The organism is Escherichia sp. B1147 (genome assembly GCF_001660175.1).
Lineage (GTDB): Bacteria > Pseudomonadota > Gammaproteobacteria > Enterobacterales > Enterobacteriaceae > Escherichia > Escherichia whittamii.
Genome location: NZ_LFHY01000022.1, coordinates 32,870 through 50,415 on the forward strand (window position 1 = coordinate 32,870; position 17,546 = coordinate 50,415).

A 17,546-nucleotide genomic window follows, 5' to 3' on the forward strand; every position below is an offset into this window, starting at 1 on the left:
GAATATGGCTCGCACAAAACTAAAATTCCGGCTGCATCGGGCAGTGATTGTCCTGTTCTGTCTCGCTTTGTTGGTCGCTCTAATGCAGGGAGCATCATGGTTTAGTCAAAACCACCAGCGACAGCGTAATCCACAGCTGGAAGAACTGGCCCGTACCCTGGCGCATCAGGTAACCCTGAACGTTGCGCCGCTGATGCGTACCAACTCACCTGATGAAAAACGCATTCAGGCGATCCTCGACCAGTTGACGGACGAAAGTCGCATTCTCGACGCGGGTGTGTATGACGAACAAGGCGATCTTATCGCCCGCGCAGGCGAAAGCGTCGAGGTGCGCGACCGACTGGCGCTCGACGGTAAAAAAGCAGGTGGCTATTTTAACCAGCAGATTGTCGAGCCGATTAAGGGGAAAAATGGACCACTTGGTTATCTGCGCTTGACGCTCGATACCCATACGCTCGCCACCGAAGCCAAACAAGTGGATAACACCACCAACATTTTACGCCTGATGCTACTGCTCTCGCTGGCAATCGGCGTGGTGCTGACCCGCACGCTGCTACAGGGTAAACGTACCCGCTGGCAGCAATCACCCTTCCTGTTAACTGCCAGCAAACCAGTGCCGGAAGAGGAAGAAAGCGAGAAAAAAGAGTGACCCATTACTACAAGAAAGGAAATTGTTATGTCCACATTACGCCTGCTCATCTCTGACTCTTACGATCCGTGGTTTAATCTGGCAGTGGAGGAGTGTATTTTTCGCCAGATGCCCGCCACGCAGCGCGTTCTGTTTCTCTGGCGCAATGCCGACACAGTAGTGATTGGTCGTGCGCAAAACCCGTGGAAAGAGTGTAATACCCGGCGGATGGAAGAAGATAACGTCCGCCTGGCACGGCGCAGTAGCGGCGGTGGCGCGGTGTTCCACGATCTCGGCAATACCTGTTTTACGTTTATGGCTGGCAAGCCGGAGTACGATAAAACCATCTCCACGGCGATTGTGCTTAATGCACTGAACGCACTTGGCGTTACCGCAGAAGCTTCCGGGCGCAACGATCTGGTGGTAAAAACGGCTGACGGCGACCGCAAAGTCTCTGGCTCGGCCTATCGCGAAACCAAAGATCGCGGTTTCCACCACGGCACCTTGCTGCTAAATGCCGACCTTAGCCGCCTGGCGAACTACCTCAATCCGGATAAAAAGAAACTGGCAGCGAAAGGCATTACTTCGGTACGTTCCCGCGTGACCAATCTGACCGAATTGCTACCGGAAATTACCCATGAGCAGGTTTGCAAGACCATAACCGAAGCCTTTTTCGCCCATTATGGCGAGCGCGTAGAAGCGGAAATCATCTCCCCGGACAAAACACCAGACTTGCCAAATTTCACTGAAACCTTTGCCCGTCAGAGTAGCTGGGAGTGGAACTTCGGTCAGGCTCCGGCGTTTTCGCATCTTCTGGATGAACGCTTTAGCTGGGGCGGCGTAGAACTGCATTTCGACGTCGAAAAAGGCCATATCACCCGCGCCCAGGTGTTTACCGACAGCCTTAACCCCGCGCCACTGGAAGCCCTCGCCGGGAGGCTGCAAGGCTGTCTGTACCGCGCGGATATGCTGCAACAAGAGTGCGAAGCTCTGTTGGTTGACTTCCCTGAACAGGAAAAAGAGCTACGGGAATTATCGGCGTGGATAGCGGGGGCGGTACGGTAGCTCGCTGATTAAAATACCAAAGGAAGGGAATATGATCGATCTGGAAAACCAGGAACGGGAGATTATCAATTTAATGTTCAGCCAGCGTATTTCCTGGCTAGCCGCCGTGCGTATCAGGCATAAATTATCGCTTGCTGAAGTAAGTAAAATGTTAGGTATCTCGATTAATTCTCTGAAGCGGATCGAAAAGACGGAACGGCTTAACTCAAACATCAAAAGCAAAATGGCAGGAATTTATGGTTGCCCACCAGAGTTGCTGATATGCCCTTACTGGATGACGGCTGAACATAAATAAATAGATTCGTGAATAGATACTTGAATGGATTTTATTTTCTATCCACATGAAAAATAATAGTAAATCTATAAATCAGTCGCTATTGATGAATAGATACTAAAAAGCCGGAGCAGTCTCCCGTTCCGGCTTAACACGACAATCGCCTTTCAGCGAAACACAATTACTCTTTATCGCCCAGCAGAACGGATTCCAGCGCGATTTTGATCATGTCGTTGAAGGTGGTCTGACGCTCTTCGGCAGTGGTCTGCTCGTGAGTGCGGATGTGGTCAGACACGGTGCAGATAGCCAGTGCTTTCGCACCAAATTCTGCTGCCACACCGTAGATACCAGCCGCTTCCATTTCCACGCCGAGGATGCCGTATTTTTCCATCACGTCGAACATTTCGCCGTCCGGAGAGTAGAACAGGTCAGCGGAGAACAGGTTACCAACGCGCGCATCAACGCCCAGCGCTTTAGCTGCGTCTACTGCGTTACGCACCATGTCGAAGTCAGCGATAGCTGCGAAGTCATGGTCTTTGAAGCGGATACGGTTAACTTTGGAATCGGTGCAGGCACCCATACCAATCACCACGTCACGCAGTTTTACGTGCGGCAGAACAGCGCCACAGGAACCAACGCGGATGATTTTCTTCACGCCGAAATCGGTGATCAGTTCTTTGGTGTAAATGGAGCAGGACGGGATACCCATACCGTGGCCCATTACAGAAATTTTGCGGCCTTTGTAAGTACCGGTGAAGCCCAGCATACCGCGAACGTTGTTCACTTCACGGGCATCTTCAAGGAAAGTTTCAGCAATATACTTCGCACGCAGCGGGTCGCCTGGCATCAAAACTACGTCAGCGAAATCGCCCATTTCTGCATTAATGTGTGGGGTAGCCATCGTTTTATCCTTTTTGTGACATAACAAAGGCGGAGTCAACGCTCCGCCCAAATCCATCAGAACATGGCTTTGCCATATTCCATATCAGAAGTACCAAAATATTTTGCCAGCGTCTGACCGATATCCGCAAAGGTTTCACGGTGACCCAGTGAACCCGGTTTCACTTTCGGGCCATACACCAGTACCGGAATGTGTTCACGCGTGTGGTCAGTACCAGTCCAGGTTGGATCGCAACCGTGGTCAGCGGTGAGGATCAGGATATCGTCATCGCGCAGCAGAGACATCAGTTCCGGCAGACGGCGGTCGAAAAGCTCCAGACCCGCGGCATAACCTGCAACATCTCGACGGTGGCCCCAGGAGGAGTCGAAGTCAACAAAGTTGGTGAAGACGATGGTGTTATCACCCGCTTCCTTCATCTCTTTAATGGTGGCGTCAAACAGCGCGTCCAGGCCAGTCGCTTTCACTTTTTTGGTGATGCCGCAGTTGGCGTAGATGTCTGCAATTTTACCGACAGAAACCACCTGGCCGTGTTTTTCATCAACCAGTTTTTGCAGCACGGTCGGTGCTGGCGGTTCAACTGCCAGGTCGTGACGATTGCCGGTACGCTGGAAGTTACCGGCTTTGTCGCCGATAAACGGACGAGCGATAACGCGACCGATGTTGTAGCCGCCGTTGGTCAGCTCTTCACGGGCGATTTCGCACAGTTCGTAGAGTTTATCCAGACCAAAGGTTTCTTCGTGGCAGGCAATCTGGAACACGGAGTCAGCGGAGGTATAGAAAATCGGCTTGCCGGTTTTCATGTGCTCTTCGCCCAGTTGATCCAGGATGACCGTACCGGAAGAGTGGCAGTTACCTAGGTAACCCGGCAGGTTAGCGCGTTCAACCAGTTTATCCAGCAGCTCTTGCGGGAAGCTGTTTTCGTGATCGGAGAAGTATCCCCACTCAAACAGAACCGGTACACCGGCGATTTCCCAGTGACCAGACGGGGTATCTTTACCGGATGACATTTCGTGCGCCCATGCGTACGCGCCGATAACTTCAGCGTTGCCGTCCATTCCTGCTGGAATGAAACCGGTAGAACCTTCATGTGCTTTCGCCAGCCCAAGACGGGTCAGATTTGGCAGATTCAGCGGCCCTTTACGACCGTTATCAGCTTCGCCTTTGGCGCAAGCTTCTGCGATATGACCCAGGGTGTCAGCCCCGACGTCACCAAAGCGTTCTGCATCTTCTGTAGCGCCGATGCCGAATGAGTCCAGCACCATAATAAATGCACGTTTCATATGTTCTCCGTACTCAGTGCTTCAAATTTAAATGATCAGATCAGTATACCGTTATTCACTGATACGACGATAGACAGTTGGTGTGCTTTCCGGCGCTTTATCGGCAAGTTTAATTGCCGCTTTCACCGCTTTCGCCGCTTCCTGCCAGCTGTTTTCGTCTTTCGCGTGGATAACCGCCAGCGGGCGCTGACCGTCAACCTGGTCGCCCAGACGCGCCATATCAGTGAAGCCGACGCTGTAATCGATGGTGTCAGATGCCTGACGGCGACCGCCGCCCATTGCCACCACTGCCATCCCCAACGCACGGGTATCCATTTCACTGACAAAACCTTCGGTATCAGCATAGACGGCTTTCGTCAGCATAGCTGTCGGCAGATACTTCGCGTAGTTCTCAACGAAGTCGGTCGGGCCTTTTTGTGCCGCTACCATACGACCAAAGACTTCTGCCGCTTTGCCGTTGTCCAGCACCGCCTGCAGTTTCGCGCGCGCTTCGGCGTCATCTTTCGCCAGTTTACCGGAGATAAGCATCTCCACGCACAGCGCCATCGTGACATCAAACAGACGTGGGTTACGATACTCACCTGTCAGGAACTGCACTGCTTCACGTACTTCAACCGCGTTACCGGCACTGGAGGCCAGCACCTGATTCATGTCGGTGAGCAGCGCAGTGGTGCGCACGCCAGCGCCGTTAGCCACGCCAACAATCGCTTCGGCAAGAGCTTCAGAGAGTTCGTAGGTCGGCATAAACGCGCCGCTACCCACTTTCACGTCCATCACCAGCGCATCCAGACCTTCCGCCAGTTTTTTCGCCAGGATCGAGGCGGTGATCAGTGGGATGGAATCCACTGTCGCGGTAATGTCGCGGGTCGCGTAGAAACGTTTATCCGCCGGAGCCAGTGAGCTGGTCTGGCCGATAATCGCCACGCCAACATCTTTAATAATTTCGCGGAAACGGTTGTCATCCGGGAAGATATCGAAGCCAGGGATGGATTCCAGTTTGTCGAGCGTACCGCCAGTATGACCGAGGCCGCGACCGGAGATCATCGGAATATAACCGCCGCAGGCAGCCACCATCGGCCCTAACATTAGCGACGTCACATCGCCGACGCCGCCGGTGGAGTGTTTATCAACAATCGGGCCATTCAGATGCAGGCTTTTCCAGTCGAGAACGGTTCCTGAATCTCGCATCGCCATGGTCAGCGAGACACGCTCCGGCATTGTCATATCGTGGAAGAAAATGGTCATCGCGAGGGCGGCAATCTGCCCTTCTGAGATAGTGTTGTCGCGAATGCCGTTGATAAAGAAACGAATTTCTTCATCACTCAGCTCATGACCATCGCGTTTTTTACGAATAATTTCTTGTGCGAGAAACAAGGTAACCTCCCGTGGAAAAGAGTATGAGGCGGCTTTTGCCGGATGCGTCTACGCCTTATCAGGCCTACGGGTGATACGTATCGTAGGCCTGATAAGCGCAGCGCATCAGGCGCAAAGCATCTTATTTAGTAGCTGCTGGCGCTCTTACCGTCGCCGTGGCCCAGCGCTTTCAGCAGGCTTGCCAGCAGGCTGGAAGCACCAAAGCGATAGTGACGCGCATCTGCCCAGTCAGCACCGAACAGTTCATCTGCAATCGCGAGATATTTCTGCGCATCTTCTGCAGTACGTACGCCGCCCGCTGGTTTGAAACCAACGGTTTTTTCTACGCCCATATCACGGATGACTTCCATCATGATGCGCGCGCTTTCCGGCGTCGCGTTCACCGCGACTTTACCGGTAGAGGTTTTGATGAAATCAGCCCCTGCTTTGATGGAGATTTCAGACGCTTTGCGAATCAGCGCTTCATCTTTCAGTTCGCCGGTTTCGATGATCACTTTCAGCAGAACGTTCGCTGCCGCGCAAGCCTCTTTACAGGCTTTCACCAGGTCAAAACCAACCTGCTCGTTACCCGCCATCAGCGCACGGTACGGGAACACTACGTCAACTTCATCGGCACCGTAGGCGATTGCCGCACGGGTTTCGGCCAGCGCGATGTCGATGTCGTCGTTACCGTGAGGGAAGTTGGTTACCGTAGCAATACGGATTTCCGGAGTACCCTGCTCTTTCAGCGTTTTGCGAGCAATCGGGATAAAGCGAGGATAGATACAGATAGCGGCGGTATTGCCGACCGGAGTTTTTGCCTGATGACACAGGGCGATCACTTTCTCGTCAGTGTCGTCGTCATTCAGGGTGGTCAGGTCCATCAATTTCAGTGCACGCAGGCTGCTTGCTTTCAGATCAGTCATTTCATTCTCCTGGCTTGTCGCCAATAAAATTCACCTTGCGAGTTTGTTAGTATTCTAACATCGACTCCGCAACACACTTCGATATACATCACAATTAAGAAAATCTACTTACAAATTTGCATTACGGTAATGCGATCTGGTTCAAATAATTCACTTTCAAATGAATGCACCGGTGGTGACAAACGCATCAGGATCAAAGTGAACATCACGAAACTTCTTACAATGGCGCATCACCTTCGGCATAAAAGGAAAAGAAGATGCCCACGTCTAATGAAAGCGCACTGCAACAACGTTGCCAGCAAATTGTGACCAGTCCGGTACTTACCCCGGAGCAGAAACGCCATTTTCTGGCGCTGGAAGCAGAAAACAATCTGCCTTACCCACAACTGTCTGCCGAAGCCCGCCGCGCGCTGGATGAAGGCGTAATCTGCGATATGTTTGAAGGTCATGCGCCGTACAAACCGCGCTATGTCTTACCCGATTACGCCCGTTTTCTGGCGAACGGTTCCGAATGGCTGGAGTTGGAAGGTGCCAAAGATCTTGATGACGCACTCTCTCTGCTAACCATTCTTTATCATCATGTCCCTTCGGTAACATCGATGCCGGTCTACCTGGGGCAACTTGATGCGTTGTTGCAACCGTATGTTAGAATTCTAACACAAGACGAAATTGATATTCGAATAAAACGTTTCTGGCGTTATCTCGACAGAACGCTGCCAGACGCCTTTATGCATGCTAATATCGGCCCGTCGGATTCCCCTGTCACTCGGGCGATATTACGCGCAGATGCAGAGCTGAAGCAGGTTTCGCCGAACCTGACCTTTATCTACGATCCCGAAATTACCCCTGATGCTCTGCTACTGGAAGTGGCAAAAAACATTTGTGAATGTAGCAAACCGCACATCGCCAATGGCCCGGTACATGATAAAATTTTCACAAAAGGGGGCTACGGGATCGTGAGCTGTTACAACTCACTGCCGCTGGCTGGCGGTGGTAGCACGTTGGTACGCCTTAACCTGAAAGCCATTGCCGAGCGCAGTGAGTCGCTGGATGACTTCTTTACGCGCACTCTACCGCACTACTGCCAGCAGCAGATCGCCATCATCGATGCACGGTGTGAATTCCTCTATCAACAATCACACTTCTTTGAGAATAGCTTCCTGGTGAAAGAAGGGTTGATTGATCCTGAACGTTTTGTGCCGATGTTTGGCATGTACGGGCTGGCGGAAGCGGTTAACTTGCTGTGCGAGAAAGAAGGTATCGCCGCGCGCTACGGTAAAGAAGCCGCCGCGAATGAAGTCGGTTATCGCATCAGCGCACAACTGGCGGAGTTTGTCGCCAGTACGCCCGTGAAATATGGCTGGCAAAAACGTGCGATGTTACACGCACAGTCGGGGATCAGTTCCGATATCGGCACTACGCCGGGCGCACGCTTGTCGTATGGCGATGAGCCAGATCCAATCACTCATCTGCAAACTGTCGCCCCGCATCATGCTTATTATTACTCCGGAATCAGCGACATCCTGACGCTCGACGAAACCATCAAGCGCAATCCGCAGGCGCTGGTACAGCTTTGCCTCGGTGCCTTTAAAGCCGGAATGCGTGAATTTACCGCCAACGTCAGCGGTAACGATCTGGTTCGCGTTACCGGTTATATGGTGCGTTTGTCGGATTTAGAAAAATATCGTGCCGAAGGTTCACGTACCAACACTACGTGGCTGGGTGAAGAGGCTGCACGCAACACTCGTATTCTGGAACGCCAACCGCGCGTTATAAGCCATGAACAGCAGATGCGCTTTAGTCAGTAAGATTATCCCCTTCTCCTGCGTTGACGGGCCAGGCAGTCGTCTGGCTCTGTTTTTACAGGGCTGCAATCTGCGCTGCAAAAATTGCCACAATCCGTGGACGATGGGGCGCTGTAATGATTGCGGGGAATGCGTTCCGCAGTGTCCGCATCAGGCGTTGCAGGTTGTTGACGGCAAAGTGGCGTGGAGCGCGGCTGTCTGCGAGCAGTGTGATACCTGCCTGAAGATGTGTCCGCAACATGCCACGCCGATGGCGCAATCCATGAGCGTGGACGAAGTGCTTAGTCATGTCCGCAAAGCTGTGCTGTTTATTGAAGGGATAACGGTAAGCGGTGGCGAAGCCACGACGCAGCTGCCGTTTGTGGTGGCGCTGTTTACTGCCATCAAACATGATCCGCAGCTGCGCCATCTCACCTGTCTGGTGGACAGTAACGGCATGTTGAGCGAAACCGGCTGGGAAAAATTACTCCCGGTGTGCGACGGCGCAATGCTCGATCTCAAAGCATGGGGTAGCACGTGTCATCAGCAATTAACCGGACGCGATAATCAACAGATTAAGCGCAGCATCTGTTTGCTTGCAGAGCGCGGCAAGCTGGCGGAACTGCGTTTGCTGGTGATCCCCGGCCAGGTGGATTATTTGCAACACATTGATGAGCTGGCAGCGTTTATCAAGGAGCTTGGTGATGTTCCGGTTCGCCTGAACGCGTTTCATGCCCACGGCGTGTATGGCGAAGCGCAAAGCTGGGCGAGTGCCACACCAGAAGATGTTGAGCAGGTGGCTAACGCGCTACGGGAGCGCGGGGTGAGCCGGTTAATATTCCCGGCGCTGTATCTGTGACATGCCAGATGCGGCACTTGTAGGCATGATAAGACGCGTCAGCGTCGCATCAGGCATTGTGCGCCAACTGCCGGATGCGGCATGAACGCCTTATCCGGCCTGCTGTTTGGCACCGGCCTGTAGGCATGATAAGACGCGTCAGCGTCGCATCAGGCATTGTGCACCGACTGCCGGATGCGGCGTAAACGCCTTATCCGGCCTACGGATCGGCATACACCTGTAGGCATGATAAGACGCGTCAAGCGTCGCATCAGGCATTGTGCGCCAACTGCCGGATGCGGCGTAAACGCCTTATCCGGCCTACGGATCGGCATACACCTGTAGGCATGATAAGACGCGTCAAGCGTCGCATCAGGCATTGTGCGCCAACTGCCGGATGCGGCGTGAACGCCTTATCCGGCCTACAGCACGCTAAACACTGCATACGTGTTATTAAGCAACACGTCGGCAATCTCATCCGCTGGTTCCGGGCGTAACTCACAAAGCACGGTAAACACACGGGCGACCTGTTCCGGGCGATTAGGTTGCCCCTGAAAACCATTTAGCGGCATATCCGGCGCGTCGGTTTCCAGCAGCAACGACCCCAGCGGCAACTTCGCTATCACATCGCGGGTTTTACTGGCGCGCGGATAAGTGATGGTGCCGCCTACGCCAATTTTGTAGCCCAGTTGCACAAACCGTTCGGCCTGTTGCTGGCTACCAGAAAAACCGTGGACAACGCCAGTGCGCGGCAAATCGTGGCGCTTAAGATGCATCGCCAGCTTGTCATGCGTGCGCCGTGAATGGAGGATCACCGGCAGATCGTAGCGTTTCGCCAGCTTCAGTTGTTCGTCGAGCAACCACTGCTGCCTCTCAAACTGTGGATCTTCGCCAAAGAGATCAAGACCGATCTCCCCCACCGCCACCACTTTCGGCGAACGCCTTTCCAGCGCCTGCTGTAACTGATCCAGCGATGCATCGGTGTGTATTCCCATCATCCCCGGATGCAACCCTAACGCGGCATACAGTGGCTGATAATTTTCCGCCAGCGCCAACACGCGGGCAAAATTTGCCGCCTCGGTTGCCGGAACAATGATCTTGCCTACGCCCGCTTGTGCCGCGCGTTGCAGGCTGGCCTCTTCATCACCACTAAAAGGCGGAAAATCAAAATGGCAGTGGGTGTCGATAAAACGGCAAATCAAGCCAGATCCTCATTGTTAAATGTCGGGTCATTCGCCTGCGGCGCGTCGAGCACTTCGGTAACCAGCGTATCGTTGGCGACTGGCGCAGGCGGAATGACGATCGACTCCGGTGTCACCACTGGCACCAGATGGCGGGTAAGCGGCGCTTTTTCAGTTAATAGCTTACCAACCGTGGCGAGGAAATAACGCCCACATAAACGCCCAAGTTTATAGTCTTCGCGCAGCGCCGGAATCCGACTGCCGAGCGCGATACTATGCAACGGTTTCGGCGGATAAATTTCGAATATCCGCAGCTTGCCCGGTGGTTTCTCAATAAATTGCTGGATGTCACGATAGCTGGTTTCATGATGCTGTACCAGATTGACCAGCGGTTGCAGGCTACTGTCACCCAGCCAGCGTTCCATACGTTTAAACCACTGCGGCGTATAGTACATTTGCGACGGTACGGTGCGGATCACCACCAGTGTTTTCGCCCCCTGCCTTGCCGCCTCTTTAACCGGAATCGCATCACTGATCCCGCCATCCAGGTAGTTAATGCCTTCCAGCGACACTCCACTACGATAAAAGCCAGGTATCGCACTGGAGGCGCGAATCACATCCAGCCAGTTTTGTTTGGTCGGTAAAAAGTAATTCGGCGCATAGTCGTCCTCACGACAGGCACACATATAAAACGACTTGCCGCTATCAAACAGCCGCGCGGCAGTATCCATCTGCAACGGCATCTGGCTTGCGGTCGCCTCCACCAGCCAGTCGAGATCGATAAGATTTCCTCCACGGACAAAGCGCAATGGATCGAAAAATTCGCGTTTTGTGGTATAGCGCATGATGACTTTGCGCGCGTAACCGGGCTGATTACAAATATACGCCGAAAGGTTCTGCGCCCCGGCAGATGTGCCAAGATAAAGATCGAACGGGTTAAACTGCGCGCGCATAAACTCATCCAGCACGCCCGCTGTGAAAATTCCACGCTGCCCGCCGCCTTCGCACACCAGAGCAGTTCGTCCAGGCTGGAACGGCCTTAGCGACAACGGCGCAATATTACCAAGCGTTACAGGTATTCGCTGCCCCACCTCTGCCTTCCTGTTTTTGTTGTGAAAGACTGACAAAGTAACGCAATTTATTATTCGCTAAAACCGCAAAAGCCAGTCCGCTGGACTGGCTTTGTATAAAATTTTCTTAATGGTTTGAAATCTAGGGTCGTTTTCGGCCCATAAACAAACTCACCAGGAACAGAATAATCCCGACGACAAAGACAATTTTTGCTGCGCCCGCAGCTGTACCGGCCAGACCACCAAACCCAAGTGCGGCGGCGATTAACGCGATAACCAGAAATATGATGCCCCAACGAAACATAAGCGTCTCCTTTACCATAGTTAATGTCACCGCTTGATATGAGCGTGAAAATCACTCAATGCGATATTTTTAGTGTGGTGCACATCGCGCCTCCCGACAAAGTTCGGGAGGACGAATTACGACGAATTACTTAGTTTTCAGATCATTTTTAACGCTTTTCACACCATCTACCGCTTTGGCGATACTTTCAGCACGGTCGCTCTGTGCCTGAGAATCTACGGTTCCGGAGAGCTGAACCACGCCGTCGGTGGTTTCAACTTTCACATGACGGGAAGGGACGATGTCGTCCGCCAGCAGTTTGGCTTTGATTTCACTGGTGGTGGCGGTATCACCCGCATAGCCCTTCACAGAGCCTTCTTTAGCGTCGCGAACGTGCAATTTGTCGCTGACGGAGGTCACGCCTTCAACACCTTTCGCCACTTTCACTGCCTCTTCGGCCTGGGCCTGGCTTTCAACGAAACCGCTCAGGGTCACGACTTTTTGATCGGTTTTGACAGAAATATCGGTGCTCTTGATATTGTCATGATCCACCAGGGCCGCCTTCACTTTCGCGGTGATAGCGCTGTCATCCATGAAATTACCGACTTTATTCATAGAGCTATCGACTTTTTGCCCTGCGCTTTCATTGGTAGTTTGTGCGTTGTTTTCCGCGTAGGCAGAACCTGTCGCTACAGCAGAAGTCAACATTACAGCCAGCAGAGTTTTCGAAATCTTCAGTCTTGTCATAGTCATCGATTTATTCCTGTATGTTTGCTCGTAATTTGAGCCAGGCAACACGAGGTTGCATTGCTGAATAGGGAGAGTCTTCACCCTCTACAGAAGTCAATGGCCGTCATCACAAAAGCGATGAGTGATGAATAACGACCATTACAGCCTCTGAATCAGTTATTAATATCAATCGGATGACAGGTAACGGTTTTAAATACTGATATCTACGCATTGATCGGTATTTAAAGCCGTCATAAATGTCATCACTTTGTTAAATATAGATCACAATTTTGAAACCGCTCGCCACATCGCCTAAAAAACAAGCAAACATAAGCAAAAGCGAATGTTTTAAGAACATTCCGCAAGCGGCTAATAAGGAAGGGAAATTGACAGGGCGCGGCGGTTGCCGCGCCCTGGAGGCAAGAATTAATGTTCGCGGGTCTGGTGGAACTGAACGTCCGGATAACGTTCCTGCGCCAGGCGCAGGTTAACCATGCTAGTGGCAATGTAAGCGAGGTTGTCGCCGCCATCCAGCGCCAGTTGGCTTTCGTTCTTACGCTTGAACTCTTCGAATTTCTTCGCATCCGCACATTCTACCCAGCGGGCAGTAGCGACGTTGACCGACTCATACACCGCTTCGACGTTGTATTCGCTCTTCAGGCGCGATACCACCACATCGAACTGCAGCACACCAACCGCGCCGACGATCAGGTCGTTGTTGGAAATCGGACGGAACACCTGCACCGCGCCCTCTTCGGAAAGCTGTACCAGCCCTTTGAGCAACTGTTTTTGCTTCAGCGGATCTTTCAGGCGGATACGACGGAACAGTTCCGGCGCGAAGTTCGGAATACCGGTGAACTTCATCATCTCGCCCTGGGTAAAGGTGTCGCCAATCTGAATGGTGCCGTGGTTGTGCAGACCGAGGATATCGCCCGGATACGCTTCTTCCACATGAGAACGGTCGCCCGCCATAAAGGTCAGCGCGTCGGAGATCACCACATCTTTCGCGGTACGCACCTGGCGCAGCTTCATGCCTTTTTCATATTTACCGGATACCACACGCATAAACGCCACGCGGTCACGGTGTTTCGGGTCCATGTTGGCCTGAATTTTAAATACGAAGCCGGTAAATTTGTCTTCGCTCGCTTCTACGGTACGGGTATCAGTCTGACGCGGCATCGGCGCAGGCGCCCACTCCACCAGGCCATCCAGCATATGATCGACGCCGAAGTTACCCAGCGCAGTACCAAAGAACACCGGAGTGATTTCGCCCGCAAGGAACAGCTCTTTGTCGAACTCGTTAGACGCGCCTTTCACCAGTTCCAGTTCGTCACGCAGTTGCTGCGCCAGATCTTCACCAACAGCAGCGTCGAGATCCGGGTTATTCAGCCCTTTAACAATGCGTACTTCCTGAATGGTGTGGCCTTGCCCGCTCTGATAGAGATAGGTTTCATCTTTATAAAGATGGTAAACGCCTTTAAACAGCTTGCCGCAGCCAATCGGCCAGGTGATCGGCGCACAACCGATTTTCAGCTCGTTTTCAACTTCATCGAGCAGTTCCATCGGGTCGCGGATATCACGGTCAAGTTTGTTCATGAAGGTGAGGATCGGCGTATCGCGCAGACGGGTAACTTCCATCAGCTTGCGGGTACGGTCTTCTACACCTTTTGCGGCGTCGATGACCATCAGGCAGCAGTCCACCGCGGTCAGGGTACGGTAGGTATCTTCCGAGAAGTCTTCGTGCCCCGGGGTGTCGAGCAGGTTAACCAGGCACTCGTGATACGGAAACTGCATCACTGACGTGGTAATGGAGATCCCACGCTGCTTTTCCATCTCCATCCAGTCCGACTTGGCGTGTTGGTTAGAGCCACGGCCTTTTACTGTACCGGCGGTCTGGATAGCCTGTCCGAACAGCAGCACCTTCTCGGTGATGGTGGTTTTACCGGCGTCCGGGTGAGAAATAATAGCAAAGGTGCGGCGCTTCGCCACCTCTTGCAAATAAGGAGACAACGTCATAATTCTTTCTTCTTGAGTAAGCGGCATCGCGCCGCGCTTGTTGAAAACGAAAAATTGCGGCTATTTTACCCATCAATGGGGGGGAGGCAATCAGTGTTTACACAGGAGTTGCTCCAGTTCGTGCAACGAAGAGACGGTCCAGGTAGGTGCGATGCCTTCTGGTTGCTCGCGATTGTGCGCATTCAGCCAACAAGTCGCAAGCCCGGCGTTGATGCCACCGAGAATATCGGACTCGGCGGTGTCACCAACCATCAGCACGCGTGAACGGTCAGGATTGCCCGCCTGTTCCAGCGCATAATCGAAAATTTTCTTATTCGGTTTGGCAACGCCAACTTCTTCGGAAACCACCAGCAAATCGAAATAATCACGTAAACCTGTGCGTTCCAGACGCACCTGCTGCAAGGCGCTAAAGCCGTTGGTGATGATGCCGATTTTGGCGTTGCCACGAATGGCGTTAAGCAGGGAAACCGCACCCGGCAGCGGCGTACAGATTTCCGCCATCGCATTAATGAAGGCATCGTTGAGTTTACCTGGCTCGACGTTCAGCCGTTCGGCCCAGCTTTCAAAACGCCCGTGCTGAAGCTGTAATGAAGTGATCGCGCCGTTTTGATAATCCACCCACAGTGGCTTGTTAACGGCCTGATAGTCCTGAAAATCTTCAGCGGTAAAGGTGACGCTGTAGTCAAGAAACATCCGCTGCAGGCCGGTGAATGAGTCAAAGGTAAACAGCGTTTCATCGGCATCAAAGAAAATCCAGTCCCACTTCATTATTCCACCTTGTCTTACATACTGATTGGCAACGCCATGATGATGGCGTCTTCGCGACCGTCCGTGGTGGGGTAGTAATTGCGGCGAATCGTCGCCTCGTTAAAGCCTAAACTTTCGTACAAAGCAATGGCGGCAGCGTTTGAAGCACGGACTTCCAGCCATAGCGTCGCCACACCGCGTTTTTCCAGTTCATCGATCAGATGTTCCAGCAGCGCCCTTCCCAGTCCCTGACGCTGATAGTCAGGATCGACCGCAATATTGAACAATGTAGCTTCATCCAGCACCACTTGCGTAATTGCAAACGCCGCCATTTTGCCGTTTTGCGTTAACTGAAAGTTGAGATAACGCTCGCCCTGATTGCTGGCAAACGTTTTTTCACTCCACGGAAAGGCGTGGGCGCGTTGTTCAATGTGGAAAGCCGCAGGTAAATCAGTCGCTTCGAGGGAAGAAATCGTGTTCATATGTGCAAATTTGTTGCCATAACGCGGCGCGTGCCGTTGGGTTAGCCCGTAATTCGGTGAGCGCCGGTGATGCCACCTGAGCGCCTTCCAGTGACAGCGGTTCGTCAGTACCCAACCGCCAGCTGTTGCAGCGACTGCCTTGCGGCAGCATCGCGATCCTATCAGGCGTCAGTTGCAGCACCTGATCGGGGCTGACGGTCAATGCGCGCAGAACGTCGCTCACCAGTGGATCGGTCAGGGCGGGAAGATCGTTTGCCACCATCACCAGACGGACGTGTGCCGGGATCGCGATGGCAATCTCTCCCTGCAACGCGCCAGGGCGACGCAGCGACCACTGGGTAATGCCCAGTTGCTGTAATTGCCAGTCTCGTCGGGATGTCATAGCGAATCGCTCCTGTTATCAGGGGCGCAAATATAGCAAATTCGTCGAAACCGCGCCAACAAATGACTATAATCGCCGCCAGTATCAATTGAGGAGCATTCCATGTCTGCATTTACCCCGGCAAGTGAAGTCTTGCTGCGCCACAGTGATGATTTCGAAAAAAGCCGTATTCTGTTTGCCGGAGACTTACAGGATGACCTGCCCGCGCGTTTAGATACCGCGGCCAGCCGTGCTCATACCCAGCAATTCCACCACTGGCAGGTGTTAAGTCGCCAGATGGGAGATAACGCCCGTTTTAGCCTGGTGGCAACGGCGGATGACGTCGCAGATTGTGATACGTTGATTTACTACTGGCCGAAGAACAAACCGGAAGCCCAGTTCCAGTTGATGAATTTACTTTCTCTGCTGCCAGTGGGGACGGATGTTTTTGTCGTTGGCGAGAACCGCAGCGGCGTGAGAAGCGCCGAGCAGATGCTGGCAGACTATGCACCGTTAAATAAGGTAGACAGCGCCCGTCGCTGTGGTCTCTATTTTGGTCGTCTGGAAAAGCAGCCGGTGTTTGATGCCGATAAATTCTGGGGCGAATACAGTGTTGATGGCCTGACGGTCAAAACACTGCCGGGCGTGTTTAGCCGCGACGGTCTGGATGTCGGCAGCCAGTTGCTGCTTTCGACGTTAACTCCGCACACGAAAGGTAAAGTGCTGGATGTCGGCTGCGGCGCGGGTGTGCTTTCGGTTGCCTTTGCGCGCCATTCACCGAAAATTCGTCTCACGTTGTGCGATGTCTCTGCGCCAGCGGTAGAAGCCAGCCGTGCGACACTTGCGGCCAACGGCATTGAAGGTGAAGTCTTTGCCAGCAACGTCTTTTCCGAGGTGAAAGGTCGCTTTGATATGATCATCTCCAATCCGCCGTTCCACGATGGGATGCAAACCAGCCTTGATGCCGCACAAACGCTGATCCGTGGCGCAGTGCGTCATCTTAACAGCGGCGGTGAGTTGCGGATTGTGGCGAACGCCTTCCTGCCTTATCCGAACGTGCTGGATGAGACATTTGGCTTCCACGAAGTGATCGCGCAAACCGGGCGCTTCAAGGTGTATCGCGCCATTATGACCCGCCAGGCGAAGAAAGGTTAAGTATCTCGCCGCATGCCATGTCGGATGCGGCGTGAACGCCTTATCCGACCTGCAAAACCTGTACGTTAGCCCTTTGTAGGCCAGATAAGACGCGCCAGCGTCGCATCTGGCATCTGCACCCGCATGCCATACCGGATGCGGCGTGAACGCCTTATCCGACCGACAAAACCTGTACGTTAGCCCTTGTAGGCCAGATAAGACGCGCCAGCGTCGCATCTGGCATCTGCACCCGCATGCCATACCGGATGCGGCGTGAACGCCTTATCCGACCGACAAAACCTGCACGTTCGCCTCCTGATGGCCATTTTTCCAGCAATTACACATCAGGCGATAATTAACTATTGACGAAAAGCTGAAAACCACTAGAATGCGCCTCCGTGGTAGCAATTCTTTTTTAAGAATTGATGGTATGCGAAGGTGGCGGAATTGGTAGACGCGCTAGCTTCAGGTGTTAGTGTCCTTACGGACGTGGG

At 53.0% G+C, this 17,546-nt stretch carries 18 protein-coding genes; 6 read left to right on the top strand and 12 right to left on the bottom strand.

Annotated elements, in window-relative coordinates:
* The first annotated feature begins 4 nt into the window (after positions 1-4).
* From A9180_RS20700 to A9180_RS20710, 3 genes are read left to right on the top strand one after another with little or no spacing between them, the layout of a single operon-like run.
* A complete protein-coding gene (locus tag A9180_RS20700; protein ID WP_064530388.1) occupies positions 5-649 on the top strand; it encodes a YtjB family periplasmic protein in 645 nt (214 codons plus the stop codon).
* Positions 650-676: 27 nt separating this feature from the next.
* Positions 677-1,693 carry a lipoate--protein ligase LplA gene (lplA, locus tag A9180_RS20705; RefSeq protein WP_064530389.1) on the top strand — a complete coding sequence of 339 codons (1,017 nt, stop codon included), beginning with the start codon at positions 677-679 and terminating at the stop codon, positions 1,691-1,693.
* A 31-nt stretch (positions 1,694-1,724) separates the two neighbouring features.
* A complete protein-coding gene (locus tag A9180_RS20710; RefSeq protein WP_064530390.1) occupies positions 1,725-1,988 on the top strand; it encodes a helix-turn-helix domain-containing protein in 264 nt (87 codons plus the stop codon).
* A 160-nt stretch (positions 1,989-2,148) separates the two neighbouring features.
* On the opposite strand, the gene deoD is transcribed toward A9180_RS20710, so the two are convergent.
* The 4 genes from deoD to deoC form a co-directional block, all read right to left on the bottom strand.
* Positions 2,149-2,868 (bottom strand): purine-nucleoside phosphorylase, encoded by a 720-nt coding sequence (deoD, locus tag A9180_RS20715; RefSeq protein ID WP_000224878.1) that lies wholly within the window; start codon positions 2,866-2,868, stop codon positions 2,149-2,151.
* Positions 2,869-2,924: 56 nt separating this feature from the next.
* Positions 2,925-4,148: a phosphopentomutase gene (gene deoB, locus A9180_RS20720; RefSeq protein ID WP_000816471.1), complete on the bottom strand. Its 1,224-nt coding sequence runs from the start codon at positions 4,146-4,148 to the stop codon at positions 2,925-2,927.
* Between the two features lie 51 nt (positions 4,149-4,199).
* Positions 4,200-5,522, bottom strand: coding sequence for a thymidine phosphorylase (gene deoA / locus A9180_RS20725; protein ID WP_064530391.1), 1,323 nt, complete (start codon positions 5,520-5,522; stop codon positions 4,200-4,202).
* 125 nt (positions 5,523-5,647) lie between these two features.
* Entirely contained in the window at positions 5,648-6,427 is a 780-nt protein-coding gene (gene deoC, locus A9180_RS20730) for a deoxyribose-phosphate aldolase (protein ID WP_001298497.1), read from the bottom strand.
* A 257-nt stretch (positions 6,428-6,684) separates the two neighbouring features.
* Between deoC and A9180_RS20740 the strand changes: the two genes are divergently transcribed.
* A complete protein-coding gene (locus A9180_RS20740; protein ID WP_064530393.1) occupies positions 6,685-8,235 on the top strand; it encodes a YjjI family glycine radical enzyme in 1,551 nt (516 codons plus the stop codon).
* Positions 8,207-9,070 carry a YjjW family glycine radical enzyme activase gene (locus A9180_RS20745; RefSeq protein ID WP_064530394.1) on the top strand — a complete coding sequence of 288 codons (864 nt, stop codon included), beginning with the start codon at positions 8,207-8,209 and terminating at the stop codon, positions 9,068-9,070. The genes A9180_RS20740 and A9180_RS20745 overlap by 29 nt, the downstream gene beginning before the upstream one ends.
* Before the next feature lie 401 nt (positions 9,071-9,471).
* On the opposite strand, the gene A9180_RS20750 is transcribed toward A9180_RS20745, so the two are convergent.
* The 8 genes from A9180_RS20750 to holD all read right to left on the bottom strand — a co-directional run bounded on the left by A9180_RS20750 (position 9,472) and on the right by holD (position 15,939).
* Positions 9,472-10,251 (bottom strand): metal-dependent hydrolase, encoded by a 780-nt coding sequence (locus tag A9180_RS20750; RefSeq protein ID WP_064530395.1) that lies wholly within the window; start codon positions 10,249-10,251, stop codon positions 9,472-9,474.
* Positions 10,248-11,321 carry a patatin family protein gene (locus tag A9180_RS20755; protein WP_064530396.1) on the bottom strand — a complete coding sequence of 358 codons (1,074 nt, stop codon included), beginning with the start codon at positions 11,319-11,321 and terminating at the stop codon, positions 10,248-10,250. Before A9180_RS20755 ends, A9180_RS20750 begins: the two co-directional genes overlap by 4 nt.
* Before the next feature lie 121 nt (positions 11,322-11,442).
* Positions 11,443-11,604: a DUF1328 domain-containing protein gene (locus A9180_RS20760; RefSeq protein WP_000490275.1), complete on the bottom strand. Its 162-nt coding sequence runs from the start codon at positions 11,602-11,604 to the stop codon at positions 11,443-11,445.
* A 126-nt stretch (positions 11,605-11,730) separates the two neighbouring features.
* The gene (osmY, locus tag A9180_RS20765) at positions 11,731-12,336 is read right to left on the bottom strand and encodes a molecular chaperone OsmY (protein ID WP_001295748.1); all 606 of its coding nucleotides are present in this window, start codon (positions 12,334-12,336) and stop codon (positions 11,731-11,733) included.
* Positions 12,337-12,738: 402 nt separating this feature from the next.
* Positions 12,739-14,328 carry a peptide chain release factor 3 gene (gene prfC, locus A9180_RS20770; protein WP_064530397.1) on the bottom strand — a complete coding sequence of 530 codons (1,590 nt, stop codon included), beginning with the start codon at positions 14,326-14,328 and terminating at the stop codon, positions 12,739-12,741.
* Between the two features lie 90 nt (positions 14,329-14,418).
* The gene (gene yjjG, locus A9180_RS20775; RefSeq protein WP_064530398.1) at positions 14,419-15,096 is read right to left on the bottom strand and encodes a pyrimidine 5'-nucleotidase; all 678 of its coding nucleotides are present in this window, start codon (positions 15,094-15,096) and stop codon (positions 14,419-14,421) included.
* A gap of 14 nt (positions 15,097-15,110) precedes the next feature.
* Positions 15,111-15,557 (bottom strand): ribosomal protein S18-alanine N-acetyltransferase, encoded by a 447-nt coding sequence (gene rimI / locus A9180_RS20780; protein ID WP_064530399.1) that lies wholly within the window; start codon positions 15,555-15,557, stop codon positions 15,111-15,113.
* Positions 15,526-15,939: a DNA polymerase III subunit psi gene (gene holD / locus A9180_RS20785; RefSeq protein ID WP_064530400.1), complete on the bottom strand. Its 414-nt coding sequence runs from the start codon at positions 15,937-15,939 to the stop codon at positions 15,526-15,528. Before holD ends, rimI begins: the two co-directional genes overlap by 32 nt.
* A 102-nt stretch (positions 15,940-16,041) precedes the next feature.
* Here holD and rsmC point away from each other — a divergent pair, with 102 nt between their 5' ends.
* Positions 16,042-17,073 carry a 16S rRNA (guanine(1207)-N(2))-methyltransferase RsmC gene (gene rsmC / locus A9180_RS20790; RefSeq protein WP_064530401.1) on the top strand — a complete coding sequence of 344 codons (1,032 nt, stop codon included), beginning with the start codon at positions 16,042-16,044 and terminating at the stop codon, positions 17,071-17,073.
* Positions 17,074-17,546 lie beyond the last annotated feature (473 nt).